At 64.0% G+C, this 20,676-nt stretch carries 16 protein-coding genes; 4 read left to right on the top strand and 12 right to left on the bottom strand.

Annotated features, from left to right (window positions below; genetic code table 11):
* Positions 1–2: 2 nt before the first annotated feature.
* The 8 genes from AC5PZ0_RS12340 to AC5PZ0_RS12375 form a co-directional block, all read right to left on the bottom strand.
* A complete protein-coding gene (locus tag AC5PZ0_RS12340; RefSeq protein WP_493855063.1) occupies positions 3–1,388 on the bottom strand; it encodes an amidase in 1,386 nt (461 codons plus the stop codon).
* Positions 1,375–2,370 carry an AMP-binding protein gene (locus tag AC5PZ0_RS12345; protein ID WP_493855064.1) on the bottom strand — a complete coding sequence of 332 codons (996 nt, stop codon included), beginning with the start codon at positions 2,368–2,370 and terminating at the stop codon, positions 1,375–1,377. The genes AC5PZ0_RS12340 and AC5PZ0_RS12345 overlap by 14 nt, the downstream gene beginning before the upstream one ends.
* The gene (locus tag AC5PZ0_RS12350; RefSeq protein ID WP_099429397.1) at positions 2,367–2,651 is read right to left on the bottom strand and encodes an acyl carrier protein; all 285 of its coding nucleotides are present in this window, start codon (positions 2,649–2,651) and stop codon (positions 2,367–2,369) included. The genes AC5PZ0_RS12345 and AC5PZ0_RS12350 overlap by 4 nt, the downstream gene beginning before the upstream one ends.
* Positions 2,648–3,055 (bottom strand): hypothetical protein, encoded by a 408-nt coding sequence (locus tag AC5PZ0_RS12355; RefSeq protein ID WP_493855065.1) that lies wholly within the window; start codon positions 3,053–3,055, stop codon positions 2,648–2,650. The genes AC5PZ0_RS12350 and AC5PZ0_RS12355 overlap by 4 nt, the downstream gene beginning before the upstream one ends.
* Positions 3,056–3,064: 9 nt before the next feature.
* A complete protein-coding gene (locus AC5PZ0_RS12360) occupies positions 3,065–4,780 on the bottom strand; it encodes a prenyltransferase/squalene oxidase repeat-containing protein (RefSeq protein ID WP_493855066.1) in 1,716 nt (571 codons plus the stop codon).
* Positions 4,777–6,063: a phenylacetate--CoA ligase family protein gene (locus AC5PZ0_RS12365; RefSeq protein ID WP_493855067.1), complete on the bottom strand. Its 1,287-nt coding sequence runs from the start codon at positions 6,061–6,063 to the stop codon at positions 4,777–4,779. The genes AC5PZ0_RS12360 and AC5PZ0_RS12365 overlap by 4 nt, the downstream gene beginning before the upstream one ends.
* Positions 6,064–6,415: 352 nt before the next feature.
* Complete coding sequence (locus AC5PZ0_RS12370; protein ID WP_493855068.1) at positions 6,416–7,549, bottom strand: glycerate kinase; 1,134 nt, start codon at positions 7,547–7,549, stop codon at positions 6,416–6,418.
* A 114-nt stretch (positions 7,550–7,663) separates the two neighbouring features.
* The gene (locus AC5PZ0_RS12375; RefSeq protein WP_493855069.1) at positions 7,664–8,761 is read right to left on the bottom strand and encodes a sugar diacid recognition domain-containing protein; all 1,098 of its coding nucleotides are present in this window, start codon (positions 8,759–8,761) and stop codon (positions 7,664–7,666) included.
* Positions 8,762–8,923: 162 nt separating this feature from the next.
* On the opposite strand from AC5PZ0_RS12375, the gene AC5PZ0_RS12380 reads away from it, so the two are divergent.
* The 3 genes from AC5PZ0_RS12380 (at position 8,924) to AC5PZ0_RS12390 (ending at position 13,942) form a co-directional block, all read left to right on the top strand.
* Positions 8,924–10,252, top strand: coding sequence for an MFS transporter (locus AC5PZ0_RS12380; protein ID WP_027595414.1), 1,329 nt, complete (start codon positions 8,924–8,926; stop codon positions 10,250–10,252).
* Between the two features lie 190 nt (positions 10,253–10,442).
* On the top strand, positions 10,443–11,963 hold the full coding sequence (locus AC5PZ0_RS12385; protein ID WP_493855070.1) for an FAD-dependent oxidoreductase: 1,521 nt from the start codon (positions 10,443–10,445) through the stop codon (positions 11,961–11,963).
* A 65-nt stretch (positions 11,964–12,028) separates the two neighbouring features.
* The gene (locus AC5PZ0_RS12390; protein WP_493855071.1) at positions 12,029–13,942 is read left to right on the top strand and encodes a sigma-54-dependent Fis family transcriptional regulator; all 1,914 of its coding nucleotides are present in this window, start codon (positions 12,029–12,031) and stop codon (positions 13,940–13,942) included.
* A gap of 115 nt (positions 13,943–14,057) precedes the next feature.
* Here AC5PZ0_RS12390 and aldA read toward each other — a convergent pair whose 3' ends face one another.
* Both aldA and AC5PZ0_RS12400 read right to left on the bottom strand, forming a co-directional pair.
* Complete coding sequence (gene aldA, locus AC5PZ0_RS12395) at positions 14,058–15,491, bottom strand: aldehyde dehydrogenase (RefSeq protein WP_493855072.1); 1,434 nt, start codon at positions 15,489–15,491, stop codon at positions 14,058–14,060.
* 7 nt (positions 15,492–15,498) lie between these two features.
* Positions 15,499–17,679, bottom strand: a complete 2,181-nt coding sequence (locus tag AC5PZ0_RS12400; protein ID WP_493855073.1) for a PQQ-dependent dehydrogenase, methanol/ethanol family — start codon at positions 17,677–17,679, stop codon at positions 15,499–15,501.
* A gap of 276 nt (positions 17,680–17,955) precedes the next feature.
* On the opposite strand from AC5PZ0_RS12400, the gene AC5PZ0_RS12405 reads away from it, so the two are divergent.
* Complete coding sequence (locus AC5PZ0_RS12405) at positions 17,956–18,966, top strand: aldo/keto reductase (RefSeq protein WP_493855074.1); 1,011 nt, start codon at positions 17,956–17,958, stop codon at positions 18,964–18,966.
* Between the two features lie 213 nt (positions 18,967–19,179).
* Here AC5PZ0_RS12405 and AC5PZ0_RS12410 read toward each other — a convergent pair whose 3' ends face one another.
* Both AC5PZ0_RS12410 and AC5PZ0_RS12415 read right to left on the bottom strand, forming a co-directional pair.
* A complete protein-coding gene (locus tag AC5PZ0_RS12410; RefSeq protein WP_027595420.1) occupies positions 19,180–19,392 on the bottom strand; it encodes a cold-shock protein in 213 nt (70 codons plus the stop codon).
* 204 nt (positions 19,393–19,596) lie between these two features.
* Entirely contained in the window at positions 19,597–20,676 is a 1,080-nt protein-coding gene (locus AC5PZ0_RS12415; RefSeq protein WP_493855075.1) for a metal-dependent hydrolase, read from the bottom strand.

Below are 20,676 nucleotides of genomic sequence, written 5' to 3' on the forward strand. Positions count from 1 at the left end.
CCTTACACCTGAAGACGACGGGTAGGCAGCAGGCCGATCAACGCCTGCACACGTTTGGCGATGTCCAGCAACTGCAGCTCGCTGTCGCGTCGGCCCATGATCTGTATCGCCAGGGGCGCCTTGCCGTCAGCGCTGAGGGCGATCGGCACGGTAATGGCCGGCAGGCCGCTGAAGCTAGCCAGAGGGGTGAAACCGATTTTCTGGGCGTAGTCGTGATCGTCCGGTGACGGAATGGTCGAATCACCCGGTTGTGGGCTACGCCGGTCGAAGGGCCGGTTCGGGTCCATCGGGAACATGACGACATCCACCTGGGCGGCCTCGAACCAGGCATCGATACCCGCCCGCACGGCGTCCATGCGGGCATGTATGCGCGAGTAGTCGCTGTCGCTTACCCCTTCACCCACCTTGAGCGCGCTAAGCGTTGACCAATGCAGTTCGCAGTCGAAGCGCCGCGCCCAGGCCGCAGATGCCAGCCAAGCGTCGCGCGCGCACAGCTGCCAGGCATCGCCACGGCAGGCCCACAGGTCGGGCATGGCCACTTCACGCGGGGCCATGCCCAGGTCGGCCAGTGCAACACGGGCCTGGCTCAACATGTCGAGCATTGGTGCGCTGGTCAGCGCAGGGTCGAGCGCGTGTTCAAGCACGCCGACACGGTACTGCTGCTTGAGCGGCTGCTGATCGCCCAGCAACGGCCCCAAGCCCAGCATCGGCAGCAGCAGGGCAAGGTCGTCGGCGCTGCGGGTCACCCAACCCAAGGCGTCCATGCGGGGCGACAGCGGGAATACACCGGCCAGGCTGGCGGCCTTGTGGGTCATGCGCAGGCCGACCATGCCACAGTGGGACGCCGGCCAACGCACCGAGCCCAGCACGTCGGTACCCAACGAGATGTCGCACAGGCCTGCAGCCACGGAAACCGCAGACCCGGTGCTGGAACCCGACGGGTCGATGGTCGGGAAATGCGGGTTGCGGCAGCCTGCGCCGAACGCGATGTTCAGCTCGGTGGTCGCCACCTTGCTGGTCAGCGCGATACGCGGGTCGAGGTGGCTCAGCGCCTCGGCGCTGCGTTGCGGGTAGTGACGGTAGCTGCGCAGCCCCAGGCGGGTCGGCAGGCCGGCGACGTCCACGGTGTCCTTCACCCCCAGCCGGACCCACGGCGCCTCAACTGGGCGGGTGCTGGTCAGGCAGCGATAGTGGCTGTCGGCGTGATCGCGCCAGGCCTCGTACTGTGCAGCCCAATCAGCCGCCAGTGCAGGGCTGCGTTCCAGCAGTTCGAGGCGCTTGCGCAGGCTTAGGGCGAGGTATTCGGGCTGTTCGCGGCCACTGGCCAGCGGCGCACCGCAGTGGTTCAGGTAATGGGCGATGGTGCCCTGGGTATCAGCGTGGCTCATGGGTGTATTCCTTGACAGTGGATGAGGCGGCCCACGGTTGGGGCTTGCCGGTGGCAGACAGCGGCAGGTGCGCGACCCGGCGCACGGCGACCGGTCGCGGGTGGTGCGCAGGCCAGTGCGTGAGCGCTTCGCGCACGGCCTGCTCGGTCAACGTTGGCGAACTGAACAGCACTTCGAACGCTTCGGCGCGCAACCCATCGCGCACCGCCACGCAGGCCAGGGTCGGGCACTGCAGGCGTTGGCCGAGCTCGCAGGCCAGGCGCGCCAGGTCGAGCCGAACCCCGTTGACCTTGATCAGGCTGCTGGCCCGGCCCAGCCATTGAAAGCGTCGCGCGTCCAATGGCAGCACCAGGTCATCGCAACGGTGATGGTGTGCCGGGGTTGCAGCGCCCTGCTCCCTCGCGATGCGTGGGCTGCTGACGTCCAGCGGGCCGGCTGCGCCGGTCGGGCTCAGCAACTCGACATCGCTCAGCAGCGTCCACGGTTGCTCTGCGGTACTCTGCGCATCCAGCGCGCGATAGGCCATGGCGCCGGTTTCGGTGGCACCCAGCAGCTCGATGAAGCGCACCTGCGGCCCTGCGAAGCGGTGCACGGTGGCCAATGCGTCCGGTGGCAACAGCGATGCGCTGTGCACCACCAGTACCGAACGCCGTGCTGACAGGCGCGCCAGCAGTGCAGGCAAGAGCCGCCAGGTGCTGGCAATGGCGAGGATCACACAGGGCCCGTCGCCATCGAGCTGCGGTAACTGCTGGTGTTCCAGCGAGCAGGCCTGCAACCGCGCGTTCAGCCATTGCGCACCGACCTCGCCCAGGATCATCCCGTAGCTGTGGCAACTCGGCGCGAATGACAGGATCTCGCTCGCGTCAGCCGCCCAGCGGCCGAGAATCAGCGCGGCCTCGTCAACCATCTGCGCGTGGCTGCGTAGCCAGTGGCGTGGCGCGCCGGTGGAGCCCGACGTGGTGAACAGATGATCGCCGCTCACGGGGTGGCCTGCAGGGTCAATTGGTCTTCGCGTTTCTGGGCGACGAACTGCTCCATCTTTTCCAGTGTTTCAAACCAGTAGCGAACGTCGTCACTCAGGTAATCCACTTCGATGGCGAAACAGCCTTCAATGGCGGTGATGACTTCGACGGCCATCAGGCTGTCGAAGCGTTCGCCTAGAAAATCGCGGAAGCTGTCGCGCTTATCGATGGCGTTGACCTCGTCGCCGAGTAGTTGCGCCAGTGCCTGACGAATCTGCTGCTCAATAGAAAGGTTGCTCACGCGCCTGGTTTTCCTTGTTGATGGTGGGCATTGATCAATGCTGTTCCCGCGCTGTAGAACACGTGTTCTGGCAGGATCGGATCAAACTGCAAATAGATGAAAGCGTTCGGGTAGTGACTGACCAGGCAACGGTGCAGGCCTTCGGCCAAGGCCGCATGGGCCAGCCCGTCGCGCGCCACCGACAGGGTGATGCGCAGGTAGAACTGCAACGCCACACCGTTGCCATCCGCGGTCGGCAATGGCATGCCGGCGCTGAACACACACCCAGGTTCCAGCACATTGAAAAACACCATGCAGTGCGCGGTATCGGCGCCCTGCGCTTTCAGCAGGCGGGTGAACGCCAGGGCCAGGCGCTTGCGCTCGATGGGCTGCAGTGGTGCGCAGGTAACAGTAATGGTTGGCATGCCTGCTCCTCACGACAGCTGCAGGTTGGGCAGGTGCTGACGCCTGCCTTCGGCAAACGCCTGCAACAGGCGCCCCAGGCAATCGGACAGTGCGTCGTGGCCCTCCAGGTACAGCGGCGACCAGGCATGGCCTTGGCCGCTGCGCACTTTGTCGAGAAAGAACTGCAGGTGCGCGCGGTCGACCGGCAACCCCTGCGCGGCGCCGAACGCCAAGGCCTGGTAGGTGCTGAGCAAATCAGGGATGCGCTGCCCCAGATTGGCGAAGCCGCCCTGGCGCACCTTGTGCGCAACCAGCAGTTCGTTTGCCTGCTCGCGCACATCCCAGCCCACATGGTGCAGGCAGATCAAGGCTTGCAGGCTGGCACGCAAGGACGCCTGCCCTCGTGGGTAGGCGGCGTGCCCACCTTGCTGAGCGCAACTGGCCACAAAGGCCTCCAGCGCCACAAGGTTGACCCCAGCGTTGTTGCCCAGTTGCTGGAGGATCGCCACCGCAGACGCCGTGGACACCAGGTCCGACGCGCGCCCCTCCCAGAACCCGAAGCCACCATCGGGGTTCTGCAACGAGGCCAGCCAGTGCCCGACCGCCTTGCGCGCCGCTGGCTGGCCGGCGAAGGCGCCCGCCGCCAGGCCCCAATTGGTGCAGCGGACTTCGGCGCCCCGCCCTGGCATGTACATGAGCCCAGGCTCGTTAGGCATCTGGCAGCCTTCGATCCAGTGCAGCGCTGCCGCCCGCTGCGCAGCGCTCAGCTGATCGCCAAGCACGGCAGCCGCTGTGGTCAGCACATCCGCCGCGCTGTCGACTTGCCGATAGGTGTAGCCACCCTGAGGCAGCGCCAAGGTCGCGATGAACCGTGCAATATCATCTGCCAGGTGGGCCACCGGCTCTCCCAACGCCTTGAGCGAGCCCACCGCGCAAAAAGCGGCCCAGACGTCCTCGCCGTCATAGCCCTGCCAACGCACGAAAGCGCCACTGGGCCGACGCAGTGCGTCGATCCAGGCGATACACGCGTGGCGCGCCAAGGGCTGCGCATGCAATGCCGCAAGGCTCGCCGTGGCGCGGTAGGTCGCCCACAGGCACGGCTGCTCGGCAGCCTCGCTGAAACGAAAGCCGCCGCTTTCCACCTGCTGCGCCTGCAACCAGGCAATCAACCGCGGCACGTCCCACTGCGGTGCGGGCAGCCCCTGCTGGGCCAGGGCTCGTGCGGCCATTACGCCGTAGAAGCAGGCACGGGTGTCGGCCAAGTTGCGCTGGGCAAAGTCTGCCGACCAACTGAGGCCGCCATTGCTGCACTGCAGCCCTTCCAGCCAGGCGTACAACGCCGGGGCATCGGCCACTTGCCCCTGGCACACCTCGATTAACGTACGCACTGCATAGTGGGTGGCCCAGACATCCGCCGTCTGCCCGGGGCACATGGCGTAGGCATCACCGTCGAACAGCGTTTGCAGCCAATCGGCAGTTTGGGCGCCATGGTCAATGGCGATACCCAGGTCCTTGAGGGTTTCGGTGCAATAAAAAGTCGCCCAGGCGTCGGATGGCATGCCCTTGCTCCAGGCGAACCCCCCGTCGCGGTTACGCCGGGACTGGATATAGCTGTGCAGGGCCGGCGTATCGACGCTGTCGAGGCGCTCGACCCAGGCCAGGCTGCGGATCGCGGCGTATGTGCACCACAAGTCAGGCTGGCCGTTGCCCAGACCGCGCCCTTGGGCAAGGGGTGACGTGGTCATTGCTTGCCCCCCACGAAGCGCAGGTTGGTCTTCTTCCAGCTTTTTTGCGAGCCACCGCTCTTGTTGATGGCCGACAAGTTGTTGACGAACAGCACACGGCTCCAGCGCAGCCCCATCAGTTGCTCGGAACGTGCCAGCAACTGCGCTTGCAGTTGGCCTTCCTGGGCGTTGTCCCAATGCACGTCACGTTCAAGGATCAACGCGGCGCTGTCGTTCTGGCGGTCGATTTCGATCACATAGCCGGTGGCGTCGCAGGCGCCGTAGACCACCTCTTCGACGGCGCGAATCTCAAGGTCCACCCCGGCCACCGCGATGCTATCGCTGTCGCGGCCATTGACCAACAGGCTGGGGCTGCTCCGCCCGGCTTGCCACGGCGCGGTAAGGGTGACGCTGTCGCCGGTGTCCAGCCGCAGTAACGGGCGCGCGTACAGGTTCAGCGGGGTGACGACGAGGCGGCCTGTCAGGCCTTCGGCGGGCGTTACCAGCCTGCCGTCCGGCAACAGCAGCTCGAAATAATTCGTGGCCGTGGCCAGGCGCATCTGCTGGCCCGCGCCTACGGCTGCCAGCGTGCCGGTCTCGGTGCTGCCATAACTGGCGTCGTGTACCTCGCAGTGCCACCCGCGGGCCAAACGGTCACGAAACGGCTGGGTGTTGACCTCGCCCAGCAGCATGATCGTGCGCACCGACTGGGCAAACGTGTCGAGCAGCTCCCGCTGCTTGAGGTAGCGGGTCAGTTGCACCAGTACGCCGGGGGCGATGAACAGCACCGTGGGCCGGTAGGTGTCGAAGGTCGTGCACACCCGTTCCCAGTCGGTGATGCCGGTGGTAAAGGGATAGAGCCGTACATGCGACACGTCGAGGTATTCGCAGACGTTGGCGATCAGGTCGCCGACCGGCACGATGTCCGATGGCATCAGGTTGGCCACCCGCGCCCCGGGCTGCAGCACCGCTCGCCAGTGGCTGGCGACGCTGACGGCATTCCAGATGATGTCGTGTTTCAGGCGCGGGGTTGGGGTTGGCTCGCCGGTGGTGCCGGTGGTTGCGTAGTACTTGGCCGCATCGCCAAGGGCTACGGTGCAAAACGCCAGGGGTTGGCTTTTCAGCGCGGCCTTGGCGGTCAGCGGCAATTGCTGGAACGCTGTGAAGCTGTAGGGGCCAATCCCTGCGTAATGGCTACTGTGTTGCGCACGCGTCCAGACTGCTTGCAACTTGCGTTCATAAAATGCGGCATCGGGCACGCGCCCGACCTGCTGTTGAAGTTCGCCCTCGGCATCCTTCAACACGCCGAAATCCTTATCGCCATGAACTAACATCGACTCGCCCTCTCGAATAAACAGTGCAGAGAATTGGCGAGCGACAGGGGTTAAGTAAAATACTTAATAGTAAGTAGCGGTGAGAGTCGGACGGTATTACTGGGCCGAAATAGAGCCTTTTGCGTGTGTTGTATGTAGCGCTTTTCTGATCAAAATCAGCGATTCGGCCTTTGTTTATGGCGAGATATCAAACAAAGATAATTTCCATATTTGCCAAGTCTCATAACTTCGGCATGGACGTGTAGGCGCGGCCTTAGGGCGCGAAAGGGCTGCAAAGCAGCCCCCACGCTAGTTGCACTTACACGGAAATCTCTGACCGCGCTTACACCGCGCAGCGCCACAGCCGGGCGATATCACCGGCGCGCGCCTGCAGCAGCTCGCGGGCGTTGGCGCACGCCTGCTCCAGGCTCATCGGCCCGCTGGCCAACGCAAAGGCCGCGTCAATGCCGTGGCCATACAATTGCTGATACCCCTCCCCCAGCGTGCCCGCCAGCACCACCACCGGTACACCATGGCGCTTGGCGACCCGGGCCACGCCCATTGGCGTCTTGCCACGCAGGGTCTGGGCATCGAAACGCCCCTCGCCGGTCAGCACCAGGTCGGCGCCTTGTACCAGCGCGTCCAGGCCGGCCAGCTCTGCCACCACCTCGACGCCAGGGCGGAACTGCGCGCCCATGAACGCCTTGGCCGCAAAGCCCATACCGCCTGCAGCGCCGCAGCCCGGGAAGTCACGCATGTCCTCGCCCAGCAATTGCGCGCAGTGATCAGCAAAATGCCCCAGTGCTTGGTCCAGCGCTTGTACTTGCTGCGGGTTAGCCCCTTTCTGCGGGCCGAAGATCGCCGAAGCGCCATTGGCACCGCAGAGTGGGTTGTCGACGTCGGCAGCAACCTCGACCTGGACCTCGGCCAGCCGAGGGTCGAGGTCGCTGGCATCGATACGTGCCAGCTTTGCCAGGGCCAGCCCCCCTTCTTCCAGTGCTTGCCCCTCGGCATCCAGCAGCCGCAGCCCCAGGGCGCGCAGCATGCCACTGCCGCCGTCATTGGTCGCGCTGCCGCCAATGGCCAAGACAATGCGGCGGGCACCCGCAGCCAAGGCGGCGGCGATCAGTTCGCCCGTGCCCCAGGTGCTGCTGCGGCAGGCATCACGCTGCTGGGTGGGCACCAATTGCAGGCCGCTGGCCTGGGCCATTTCGATGATCGCCGTGCGGCTCTGCGGCAGCCAACCCCAGCCGGCCTCGACGCTGTGCCCCAACGGCCCACGCACAGCCAGGCGGCGTAATTCGCCCTGGCTGGCGGCCAAGATGGCGTCCATGGTGCCTTCACCGCCGTCGGCCATGGGGCATTCGACCAGCTCGGCATCCGGCCACACCTCGGCCAGGCCGGTGGCAATAGCGCGGGCGACACCGGCAGCGTCGAGGCTGTCCTTGAACGAGTCGGGGGCGATGACGATCTTCATGGGGATTCTCCTGTCCAGATGAGCGGCATGCTGACAGTTGCCTGGCAAGGTGGCCTCGGTCAAATGCACAAGACGGCGGAGGCGTTGTTTGGGCAAATGCCTTCGGCCAGCGCTTCACTCAGCTCGCAACAACTGCAACCCCAGGTACAGGCTGAGCATCCCCTCCATCCTCAAGGGGTCGACCTCGCCCAGCTCGGCGATCCGCTCCAGCCGGTAGCGCAGGCTGTTGCGGTGAATGCCCAAGGCGTCGGCACAAGCCTGGCTCTGGCCATCATGGGCACACCAGGCGCGCAAGGTCGCAATCAGCTGACCACTGGCGTCCTTGGCGCGGATGCGTTGCAGCGGTTGCAACAGCTCATCCAGCGCATCGTCATTGCGATGCCGCCACAGCAAGGCCGGTAGCCGGTACCGCTCAAGGCTGAGCAGGCGCTCGGCCGGCAGCACCTCTTGCCCATAAGCCAGCAGGTCGCGCACCCGGCGATATCCACGGCGCAGTTGTTCCAGGCTTTGCGCCACGCACCCCAGGGCCAAGCGCTCAACCTGCCAGCCGTGACGCTCGAGGCGCTCCAGCAACCGCGCTTCGTCCAGCACCAGACCCGCCGGGCGACACCACAGCAGCGATTGCCGTGCGGGGCTGACGCACCAGCTGTCCGGGTAACGGCTCATCAGCCAGGACGACAGGGCTTCTGCAGACGGCCCTGATTCCAGCTCGAACAGGCAAGGTACCCTTGGCAGTTGCGGCTTCAGGCCGAGCTGACGGGCTTCATCGAGCAGCCGAGGCGAATCGCCGCTGCCGCCTAACAGCAAGGCCAGCAGGTCGTCGCAGCGTTGCCGCCGCCATTGCTGTTCAACCTGCAGGTGGCGCTGGGCCAGGAGCATTTCAGCAGTCATGCGCACCAGTTCGCCATAGGTACGCAGCTGCTGCGGGTCGCCGGTCAAGCCCAACACCCCCATCAGCCGGCCATCGAGCATCAATGGCAGGTTCACCCCGGGCTGCACGCCTTTGAGGCACTTGGCCGCGTCCACGTCGAGCTCGACGATCCGGCCGTTGGCCAGCACCAGTTGTGCGCCTTCGTGGCGGGTGTTGATGCGCTCCGGCTCGCCACTGCCCAGGATCAACCCCTGGCTGTCCATGACATTGACGTTGCACGGCAAAATGGCCATCGCCCGATCAACGATATCCTGCGCCAGGTCATGGTCGAGTTCGAACATTCAAGGGTCCTTAGGGTGGTAGGCTTTGGTCCCGGGCACAGCGCCCCTGGTCAATCGCTGTGCAAAAGCACAAAGACAGGCACGCCGCTGTCCCCGAGACTCGTCAGGGCGAGCGCCGGAACAGGCGACGCGGTGACAACCATAACAACAGAGAACCCGATCATGGCACACAGCCCCGCCCCTGACCAAGGCACGGACACCACCCGCAATGCGCTGTACCGGCGCATCACCCTGCGGCTGATTCCGTTCATTTTCATCTGCTACCTGTTCAACTACCTGGACCGCGTCAACGTCGGCTTTGCCAAGCTGCAGATGCTCGACGCGCTTAAATTCAGCGAAACGGTATACGGCCTTGGCGCCGGTATCTTCTTCATCGGCTACGTCCTCTGTGGCCTGCCGAGCAACCTGGCGCTCAACCGCTTCGGCCCCCGGCGCTGGATCGCGCTGATGATGATCGCCTGGGGTAGCCTCTCGACCTGCCTGCTGTTCGTCACCACCCCCACCGAGTTCTACACCCTGCGCCTGCTGACCGGCGCGGCTGAAGCCGGCTTCTTCCCTGGCGTGGTGCTGTACCTCTCGCGCTGGTTCCCGGCGGCCCGTCGCGGTGGAATCATGGCCTTGTTCATGTCGGCGATCCCGGTGTCGGGGCTGTTGGGCGGGCCGTTTTCCGGCTGGATCCTCGAACATTTCGCCGCCGGCCAGCATGGCCTTGCCGGCTGGCAATGGCTGTTCCTGATTCAGGGCCTGCCCACCGTCGTGCTGGGTTGCCTGGCAATCCGCCTGCTCAGCGACGGCTACCAGAAAGCCGCCTGGCTGAGCCCGGCCGAACGCCAATTGATCGAAGCCGACCTGAAGGCCGATGCCGCGAGCAAACCCGCCACCACCGGTGACGGCGTGCTCGCGGTGTTGACCAACCCGTTGATCTGGACGTTCGGCTTCGTCTACTTCTGCATCCAGAGCGGTGTGTACGCGATCAACTTCTGGCTGCCGTCGATCATCAAGAACATGGGCTTCGACAACCCCTTGTTGATTGGCTGGCTGAGCGCCATTCCGTACCTGCTGGCGGGTGTGTTCATGATCGTCTGCGGGCGTTCGGCAGACCGGCGCAACGAACGTCGCTGGCACTTGGTGGTGCCGATGTTGATGGGCGCCATTGGCCTGTTGATTGCGGTCAACTTCGCCGGCAACCCGACCATCGCCATTCTTGGCCTGTCGATCGCCACCATGGGCGCCCTCACCGGCCTGCCGATGTTCTGGCCGATGCCTACCGCCCTGCTTAGCGCAGGTGCGGCCGTGGCCGGCCTTGCGCTGATCAACTCGGTGGGCCAGATGGCCGGCTTCCTCAGCCCGTACCTGGTGGGTTTCATCAAGGACCAGACCGGCTCGACCGATGCTGCGCTGTATTCGTTGGCGGCATTGATCGTGGTCGGTAGCCTGGTGGCGCTGCGGGTAACGCGCGCAGGGGCGTTGGCCACAGCCAAGGCCAACTAGAACGCCTGTGTAGGAGCAGCCTTGTGCTGCGAAGAGGCCGGTGATAGCAGCGAACATTTGCTGTTTGATCACCGGCCTCTTCGCAGCACAAGGCTGCTCCTACAGGGCAATGCCCCCGATCGTCGGCTCGGGTCAGCAACTCATCACCACAGGCGTCAAATGGTTCCAAAGGCCCCTTTGGAGAACCCCCATGACCCAGCACGCCGTGGCCCGCCTCGATCAGCTCGACCCCAACCGCCCCCTGCGTGTGCAGGCCGGCAGTGAAGAACTCATCCTGATCCGCCAGGGCGACCTGGTGCATGCCTACCAGGCCAACTGCCCGCACGCTGGCGCCCCGCTCGAAGAAGGCGTGATCTGCTCGGGGCTGCTGGTCTGCCCATGGCACAAGGCGGCGTTTGCCGTGGACGAAGGTGCGGTGTGCGAACCGCCGGCACTGGCCGACCTGCGCCGCTACCGTGCGTGGGTCAAAGATGATGAGGTGTGGGTGGATGACCAACCCCTGGCCAAGGCCGAGCCCCCGCGGCACAGCGATGCCCGTTGTTTCGTGGTAGTCGGTGCCGGCGCCGCCGGCAGTGCCGCCGTCGCTACCTTGCTGCAGCACGGTTTCGCCGGTCGTCTGGTCTGGCTCGACCAGGAACACCAGCCAGCCTACGACCGGACCGCGCTCAGTAAATTCGTCATTGCTGGGCAAATGCCACCTGATGAAGTCCCTGCCCTGCTCGAAGCGGATGACTTGCGCAAAGGCCACCTGATCCGTCAGCACGGCAAGGTCCGCACACTCTACAGCGAGAAACGCCAGATCATCCTTGCCGACGGGCAGCACATTGACTATGACGCTTGCCTACTGGCAACGGGCGGTAAAGCGCAACGCCCACCGCTCCCCGGCGCAGACCTGCCGGGTGTATTCACCCTGCGCTCACGTGAGGACGCCGCGCTGTTGCTCGACGCCGCAGAACCCGGGCAGCCGGTGGTGATCGTCGGCGACGGTCTCATCGGCCTGGAGGCCGCCGCTGCACTGCGCAAGTACGGCCTGCAGGTGCACCTGGTCACCCGCCATGAGGTGCCGTTGGCCAAACAATTGGGTGAACGTATCGGGCGCAGCATTCGCGAACTGCACGAACGCAAAGGCGTGGTCTTTCACGGCCCCACCGAAGTCGAACGTTTCGAAGGCCAGGCTAAGGTGGAGGCCGTGTTGCTGGCCAACGGTGAACGGCTGCAGACGCCATTGGTATTGCTGGGCACCGGGGTCAAACCTGCCACGGCCTATGTGCAAGGGGTGGCGCTGGCCGACGATAAATCGCTGCCGGTCAATGCCGAAATGCGTGCGGCACCCGGGCTGTGGGCCGCCGGAGATATCGCCACCTTCCCCCTGGCTGGCCGGCCAGTGCGCATCGAACACTGGCGCCTGGCCCAGCAACACGGCGTGATCGCTGCGGCCAACATGCTCGGCGAGCAGCGCCGCTACGAAGATGTGCCGTTCTTCTGGACCTACCAGCATGGGCGCACCTATGAAGTCCTGGGGCATGCACGGGACTGGAACCGCATCGAGTACGTCGGCCAGCCAGAGCAAGGCGACTTCGTCGCGCTGCAATGCGTGGATGAGCAAGTCGAGGCCGTCATCGCCAAGGGCTACTCGGATGCCATGGCGCAGCTGTCGCAGCGGATGATGCGGCCATTACGGCTGGACGAGGCGCTGAAGCTGATTGGCTGACTTTTTCGGGAAAAAATCAGCTATGGTTTCCCCACCTCTAATAACAAGCATTTCGTGGAGCGCCCATGGCCGCGCACACCCCTTCACCCCGCGCCAGTGAACTGGCCGCCTTCGTCGACTGCCACTTCGCCGAGCGCGGCCTGACGCCAGAACCGGTGATTGCCGAATCCTGGTACCGCAGCATCACCCAGCACCGCCTGGACCCCGAGCTGCGCCACGTCGACAACATCCTCAGCGCTGCCGAAATCCGCCAGCACCAGGCCCAACACGAGGCCTACCTGAGCATCGCCAGCCAAGGCGTCAGTGGCCTGGCAAGGCGTGTGGTGGACGCCGGTTTTGCCGTGCTGCTCAGCGACGCCGACGGCATCACCCTTGATGCCCGCCTGCCAGCCGACCACCAGCGTTACACCCGCTCCGGGTTGATCGTCGGCGCGCGCTGGGACGAGTCGATCGCCGGTACCAACGGCATCGGCACTGCACTGGCCTCGCAGCAAGCGCTGACCATCCACCGTCAGGAACACTTCCTGGCAACCAACGCCAGGCTCAGTTGCTCGGTGGCGCCGATCTTCGATGCCCACAACCAACTGCTCGGCTGCCTCAACGCGACCTGCCTCTATAACGACGGCCCCAAGCAGGCCCAGCACCTGACCTTGCAGTTGGTGACGCTGTACGCCCGGCTGATCGAGAACAGCCATTTCCGCCAGCGCTACCGCGACTGCCTGACCTTGGCCATCAAGCCGCGTGATGATTTCTCCGACCTTGCCGCCGAGCAACTGCTGGCCCTGGACGAAGGCGGCCGGGTGATCGGCGCCAATCGGGCGGCCTTCCTGGCGCATGCCGGCACGCTGTTGGGCGTGGCGATCGAGCAGCTGCTGCCCGCCAACATTGACCAGTTGCTCGACCTTACGCGCGGCGGAGCCCGTGGCACTCAATTGCACGGGCATGTGCAAGCGCATCTGCTGGACGTCGGCCTGCGTATACCGGCCGGCTACCGCCAATCCACGCCGTCGCGGCCCCTGCCGGCGCGTGCGGCGTACCCCACGCTTGAGCAATTGGCAGGCGAGGATGCACAGTTGCAACAGGGGGTGAAACGCCTGCGCAAGGTGCTCGACAAGGACATCGCCATTTTGCTGAACGGCGAAACCGGTACTGGCAAGGAGGCCTTCGCCCGTGCCTTGCACCAGGCTAGCCAGCGCCACGCCAAACCCTTCGTCGCGCTCAACTGTGCAGCGATACCCGAGTCGCTGATCGAAAGCGAACTGTTCGGCTACCGCGCTGGCAGCTTTACAGGTGCCAATCGCAAGGGCATGAAAGGCAAACTGGAGCAGGCCAATGGCGGCACGTTGTTCCTGGATGAGATCGGCGACATGCCAACGCACCTGCAAACGCGCCTGCTGCGGGTGCTTGCCGAACGCGAACTGGTACCACTGGGCGCAGAGGCGCCGGTGACGCTGGATATTCAGGTGATTTCGGCAACGCACCAGGACCTGCAAGCCATGATCGGCGATAAAGGCTTTCGCGAAGACCTTTACTACCGGCTATGCGGCATGCGCATGACGCTGCCGGCATTGCGTGAGCGCAGTGACCGACGTGAATTGATCGAGCGGTTGTTGGCGGGGTTGCCGGGAGGGGCTGGTTTGCGTTTGAGCGATGAGGCCCGGCGTTGCTTGCTGGGGTATGCCTGGCCGGGGAACGTGCGGCAGTTGCTCAATACGTTGCGCCAGGCGGTAGCGCTGGCGGAAGGTGGAGTCATTGAGCTGGCAGATTTGCCGGAGGAGCTACTGAACCGTGCAGTGCCTGCCAGGCCAAAAATGCTGGAACAACAGGTCGAAGATGCCGAGGCGCGGCACTTGCTGGAGGTTTTGAAGCGAGAGCGCTGGAACATGAGCCTGGCGGCAGAGGCTGCGGGGATTTCGCGGTCGACGTTGTATCGGAAAATGAAGCGGTACGGGATCGTTCAGCCGAACCAGTTGGGGTGACTGTACCGGCCTCTTCGCGGGCAAGCCCGCTCCCACAGGAAAGTCCACAGGCTTGAAAACTGTGGTGTACCTGTGGGAGCGGGCTTGCCCGCGAAGAGGCCAGAAAAGCCAACCCTTATCCCTGGATGTACACCACCTGCGTACGCGTGTACTCATACAACCCGTGTTTGCCATCCGCCCCGCCGATCCCGGACTTGCGCGCCCCGGCATGGAAGCCCTGCATGGCCTCGAAGTTTTCGCGGTTGATGTAGGTCTCGCCAAAATCGATCTCGCGGCTAGCCTTCAACGCCGCGTTCAGGTCGCGGGTGTACAGCGAAGACGTCAGCCCGTACTCGCTGTCATTGGCCAAGGCAATCGCCTCGTCCAGGTCATCGACCACCTGAATCGGCAGCACCGGCCCAAAAATTTCCTTGCGCATGATCTCCATGTCGGCGGCGCAGCCCGCGAGCACGGTCGGCTGGTAATGGAACCCGGCCCCCAGGTCCGCTACCTGCCCGCCGGTCACCAACTGGGCGCCCTGCCCGACCGCCGTGCGCACCATCTGCGCTACCTTGTCGAGCCCGGCCTGGTTGATCAGTGGCCCCATGTCCAGGTCTGCCTGGCGCGACGGGTCGCCGTAACGGGTCGCGGCCATGGCCTGGGCCACCTTGTCGACGAAGGCGTCGGCTACCTTGCGCGCCACATACACCCGCTCGGCGCAGTTGCACACTTGGCCAGTATTGATCACCCGCGAGGCAACAATGGCTTTCGTCGCCAAGTCCAGGTCAGCGTCCGCCAGCACGATCGCCGGGGCCTTGCCGCCCAGTTCAAGGTTGAGCTTGGTGATGTTCGGCGCTGCCGCCGCCATGATCCGTGCCCCCGTAGCGACGCTGCCAGTAAAGCTGACCAGGTCGATACCAGCATGGCTCGTCAGCCCATGGCCGACGCTGGCCCCCTTGCCACCGACCACGTTGAACACCCCCGCTGGCAGGTCGGTCTCGGACACCAGCTTGGCGAATTCATAGCAGTTGATGGGCGTTTCTTCACTGGGCTTGATCACGATGGTATTGCCCGTGAGCAGCGCCGGCGCCATCTTGCGGGCGATGAGGAAGAACGGGAAGTTCCAGGGCAGTATCCCAGCCACCACACCCAGCGGCTTGCGCATCAGGAAAATGTGCTCGTTGGCACGGTCGCTGGTCAGCACCTCGCCTTCAAGGCGCCGCGCCCATTCCGCCATGTAGTCGAGGTAGTCGGCGGTGAAGTTCACCTCGACCTGCGCCAGCCCCGGCACCTTGCCGCCTTCCTGGGTGATGATGCGCGCTAAGCGGTCAGCATTGGCACGCACCTTGGCGGCGATCTGACGCAGGTAGCCGGCGCGTTCGATGGCAGGTTTCGCTGCCCAGCCTTTTTGCGCGTTGCGTGCCGCAGCAATGGCCCGCTCCACCTGATCGATCGGCGACTCCGGCACACGCCCCAGTAACTGCGCGTTGGCCGGGTTGTACACCTCGATCAGCCCCTCGCTGGGTACGAAGGCGTTGTCGATGTAGTTCTGGTAGATCGCTTCAGTCATGGTCATCTCACTCCTGTGACGGGTTGTCGGCCAGTGACGGCTGGGCAGCCGGCTTGGCGCTGAATTGCTGCCAGGCGTTGCCTTCGCTTTTCAGGTCATGGGCACGCTTGATGAGGTACTGGTGCACCTGCTCGACCTGCTCGGGCTTGAGGTTGTCGGCAAACGACGGCATGCCATCCGGCACGCGGCCGCCATAGAGGATGCCAAGGAACATCTGGTGTTTATCAGCACTGAGTTTGCGCAGGTCTGGCAGTACACCGCCGCTGACGGCATGGATGCCGTGGCACTGTGAGCAGTTGCCGTCGTACAGGGCCGCACCGGCGGCGACAGTCTTGGCGTCGGCGGTCAATGGTGGGGGTTCGGGCGCATTGGCGGGCGGCGCTGGCTCACGCAATTTGGCGGTACCGCCAATCTTGTAGGTCAGCACTTGCGAGAACGGCTGTACCCCGGCACGCAACGACAACGCCCCGGCAAATGTCGAGAAGGCCCCGCCCCAGCCGGCCATGAAGGTGACGTACTGCTCGCCATCGACCGAATAGGTGATCGGCGCTGCCATCACGCCACTGGCGGCGGGTGATTCCCACAGCTTCTTGCCGGTGTCAGCGGCATAGGCGATCACACGGCCATCGGCGCTGCCCTCGAACACCAGGTTGCCGGCGGTGCTCAGGGTGCCGCCGTTGAAGATGGTGATGTAGGGCACCTCCCAGGCCGGCGCCTGTTTGACCGGGTCCCAGGCGATCAGCTTGCCGGACCATGTCTTGGCCATCTCCAGCAGGCCATCGGCACCCTCGGGCATCATGCCGGTGCGTAAGCCCAGCTGGTACACGCTTTTGAACGGGTTGCGCTTGGGCGCCTCGGGGATGTGCTCGTAATAGGCCGACATGATATGCGCCGGGATGTACACCAGGCCGGTGTTGGGGTTGTACGACATTGGATGCCAGTCATGCGCGCCCCAGAATGCCGGCGTCACCAGCTTGCGCTTGCCGTCCTTCCAGTAGGCCGCTGCCTCGTCGTCGAGAATCGGCCGCCCGGTTTTCATGTCGATGCCCTTGGCCCAGTTCACCGGCACGATATTCTTCGCGGACAGCAACTCGCCGGTGGCCCGGTCGAGCACATAGAAGAAGCCATTCTTGGGCGCCTGCATCAGCACCTTGCGTTGTTTGCCGTTGAGCGGCAGCTCGGCGAGGATCATGTGCTGGGTGGCGGTGAAGTCCCAGGCATCACCGGGGGTGGTCTGGTAGTGCCAGGCGTATTCGCCCGTATCGGCATTGACGGCGACAATCGACGACAGGAACAGGTTGTCGCCTTTGGCCTGGCTGCGCCATTTAGGGTCCCACATCGAGCCGTTGCCAACGCCGATGTACAACAGGTTCAGCTCAGGGTCGTAGGCGAACGAATCCCAGGCCGTGCCGCCGCCGCCCCACTCGACGAAGGCATCGCCGTGCCAGGTCTTGCTGGCAATCTCCATGGCCTTGTCTTCAGGCGGCAGCTTGGGGTCACCCGGCACGGTGAAGAAGCGCCAGGCCTGCTTGCCGGTTTCGGCGTCATAGGCCGTCACATAGCCGCGCACACCAAATTCCGCCCCACCGTTGCCAATGATGACCTTGCCGTTGACCACCCGCGGCGCACCGGTGATGGTGTAGCTGCGCTTATGGTCGTCGCGGGTGTCCACCGACCACACGCGCTGGCCGGTCTTGGCATCGATCGCCTCCAGGCGCCCGTCCAGCACGCCGACGTAGACCTTGCCCTGCCACACGGCCACGCCGCGGTTTACCGCATCACAGCACGCCTCACCGGCGCGATTGCGGTCTGACTGCGGGTCGTATTTCCACAGCAGCTTGCCGTTGCGGGCATCCAAGGCATACACCACGGAAAACGGCCCCGTGGTGTACATCACCCCATCGACCACGATAGGCGTGGCTTCTACACCCCGGTCCAGGTCGAGCTTATAGCTCCAAGCCAGGCCCAATTGATTGACGTTGTCCTGGTTGATGGCCTTGAGCGGGCTGAAGCGTTGTTCATCGTAGGTACGGCCGTGGCTCATCCAGTTGCCAGGTTCCTGGTCGGCCTGGATGATCCGCTTGCCATCCACTTCTGCAGCAAAAGCGGTTGCGCAGCACGCCAAGGCAAGGGCCAGGCAGCCCAAGGCGTGCGGAAGGGGCCGGCGGTACGGGCCTGTTCGGTTCATGGTCGGTTCTCCGTTCTTGTTATGGCGACACCGCATCAGGCGTCGATAACAGACAGAGCAACGGTTGTGCCAGCATCACCCGGCACCCTCGAAACAGGCATTACAGAGCGGTTGCTAGCCAAACGGTCGGGCAATGGCTGATACCTGCACATGCAGCAGCCATGGCACAGCTGATGCAGGCATGACACAGGTGTGTCAGCCACTGTGGCGGGCTTTCAATGGCGTGCGGTTGTGTGTAAAACAGGCAGACAAGCCCACTGCAAAGGACTCAACCGCATGATCTACCGTCCCCTTGGCCAGAGTGGCCTGCAGGTTTCCGCCCTTACCCTGGGCAGCATGATGTTCGGCGAGCAGACCAGCACCGAGGACTCACTGCGGATCATCGAAAAAGCCTGGGACCAGGGCATCAACTTCATCGACACCGCCGATGTCTACAACAGCGGGCGTTCGGAAGAAATCGTCGGTGAAGCCGTGGCTCGCCATCGCCAGGACTGGATAGTGGCGTCCAAGGTCGGCTTTGGCCCGGCCGACGGCCTGCCCAACCGCAGCGGGCTTTCGCGCAAGCACATCTTCAATGCCATCGACGCGACGCTCACGCGCATGGACCTGGACTACCTCGACGTTTACTACCTGCACCGCGAAGACCACAAGGTACCGCTGGAAGAAACCGTGCAAGCCATCGGCGACCTGCTGCGCCAAGGCAAGATCCGCTATTGGGGCGTGTCCAACTTCCGCGGCTGGCGCATTGCCGAGCTGTGCCACCTGGCCGAGCGACTGGGCGTGGCCAAACCGGTGGTGAGCCAACCGCTGTACAACATCGTCAACCGCCAGGCAGAGCCCGAACAGCTGACCGCTGCGGCTTACCATGGCCTGGGCGTGGTGCCGTTCAGCCCCTTGGCCCGCGGTGTGCTCAGCGGCAAGTACGCACCCGGCTCGGTGCCAGATGCCAGCAGCCGTGCCGGGCGCCAGGACAAGCGGATCATGGAAGTGGAATGGCGCCAGGAATCATTGGCCATCGCCCGCCAGATCCAGGCGTATGTCGAAGCCAAGGGCGTGGGCATCGTCGAGTTCGCGATTGCCTGGGTACTTAATAACCAATTGGTGAGTTCGGCCATTGTCGGGCCGCGCACCGAAGCACAATGGGACACCTATGCCGGCGCACTGGACGTGAAGATCACGGCGGAGGATGAAGCGTTCATCGATTCGCTGGTCACACCGGGCCATGCCTCGACGCCAGGGTTCAATGACGTGGCGCACTACGTGAGTGGGCGACTGGCGCGCAGTTGATGGCAGCCGTTTGATTGAAGCCAAGGGGCCGCAAAGCCGCTTGGCAGTTCTACCGCGTTGCGGCAGATACAAAAAAAGCTCCCTATCTTTCGATACGGAGCTTTTCTTTACACGCCACACAATTGCCAGGCTTCACGCCGTTCGATCAAGCACCCAGGTCAACCCGCAAGGTTGCAAGCACCTGTTCGAACGCCGAGCCGGCGGGTGCGTGTCTTACTCAGGTCGCACTTGGGCGGCCTGCATGCCTTTTTGCCCTTTTTCGGCAACAAAGCTAACAGTCTGGCCTTCTTTCAGCGACTTGAAGCCGTCCGATTCAATGGCTTTGAAATGAACGAAGAGGTCGTCGCCACCACCCGCTGGGGTAATGAAGCCGAACCCTTTTTCATCGTTGAACCATTTAACTGTACCGGTTTGTCTGTTGGACATGCTCTGAGCCCTCGATGGCTTATTTGATGCGTTTTACGTGAAATTACAACGAGGGCCTTATCAAACAACCAGCCCCTGCAGTGGCATATTGAGCGCTTTGGCGACGATAAGCTACTAAGAATTCCACCAAGCCGCAAAATAGCTGTGCCCTGTACCCGATTTCCCCCGCAAAATGGGGGCTGCGGCGGTAAACAGAATCTTCGTTTAATCGCCCCTGGGCGGTACTACAGCCGGCCCCAGGTAGCGCGAAGTCCACTCAGCCAGTGGCAATGGGGGTTGCTGATCGACGATACGCCGCCAGATCAAGCCCAGGTCATGCCCGTTGAACATCGATGCCACCCCTGCCCCTCGCCACGCCGTGGGCGTGTCGGCAATCCAGTGCCCCTGGCTGTCACGGTGGGCCATGTTGAAGCGGAAGGTGTAGTTGCCGGGGATGCCCATGCGCAGGTCGGTCACCACCAGCGCCCCGTCGATTTCGTCATAGCGCAACCAGTCATCAGTGAACCAGCGCAGGCGTTGATGCAAAGGCGCACCGGCAAGTGCAACGGCCAGCTCAAGGTTGCGTGGCAGGCGCTGCATTTCTGGCGGTTGCTGGTCGAACCCACTGCTGACACCTTCGTAGTAGTCGCCGTCCGGCGTCTTGGCCAGCACGCGCCAGATCAGGCTGTTGAAGGCAATCGGCACGGCACGTACGTCGCTGACCGTGATGCCTTGCTGGTCCAACGCGGCCTGAAAGCGTTGCTCCGCCTGCATGCGCCCAGCCAGGCCAAAGCCGAGGTAGGCCGTACTGAAAACCAGTGCCAGGGTCAGCAGCCGCACCGCAGTGCCCGTCACGCCCTTGGCGAGGGTGTAGATCACTGCCGCCAGCAGCGGCACGGTGTAGACAGGGTCGATGATGAACACCGCAGCCCAGCTTTGCGGGGTCAGCGCCAACGGCCAGAACAGTTGCGTGCCATACACGGTAAAGGCGTCCAGCACCGGGTGCGTGACCAGCACCAGCCAGAACGCCAGGAACAGGCGCGGCACGGTATAGCCTTTGCCTGGCCAGCACCGGTTGACGCACCAGGCCAGCAGCAGCGCCAGCCCGGTCAGGACGAAAAGGGAGTGGGAGAACCCCCGGTGGTAGGTCATCTGCGACACCGGGTCGGCGTAGCGGATGACCACGTCCAGGTCGGGCAGTGTGGCCAGCGCTGCGCCGTACAGCAGCGCTCGGCGGCCCTGGATGCGACCGAGCACAGTGCCCTGTAGGGCGGCGCCGAGTACGGCTTGGGTCAATGAGTCCAA

The organism is Pseudomonas sp. 5.2 (genome assembly GCF_059025405.1).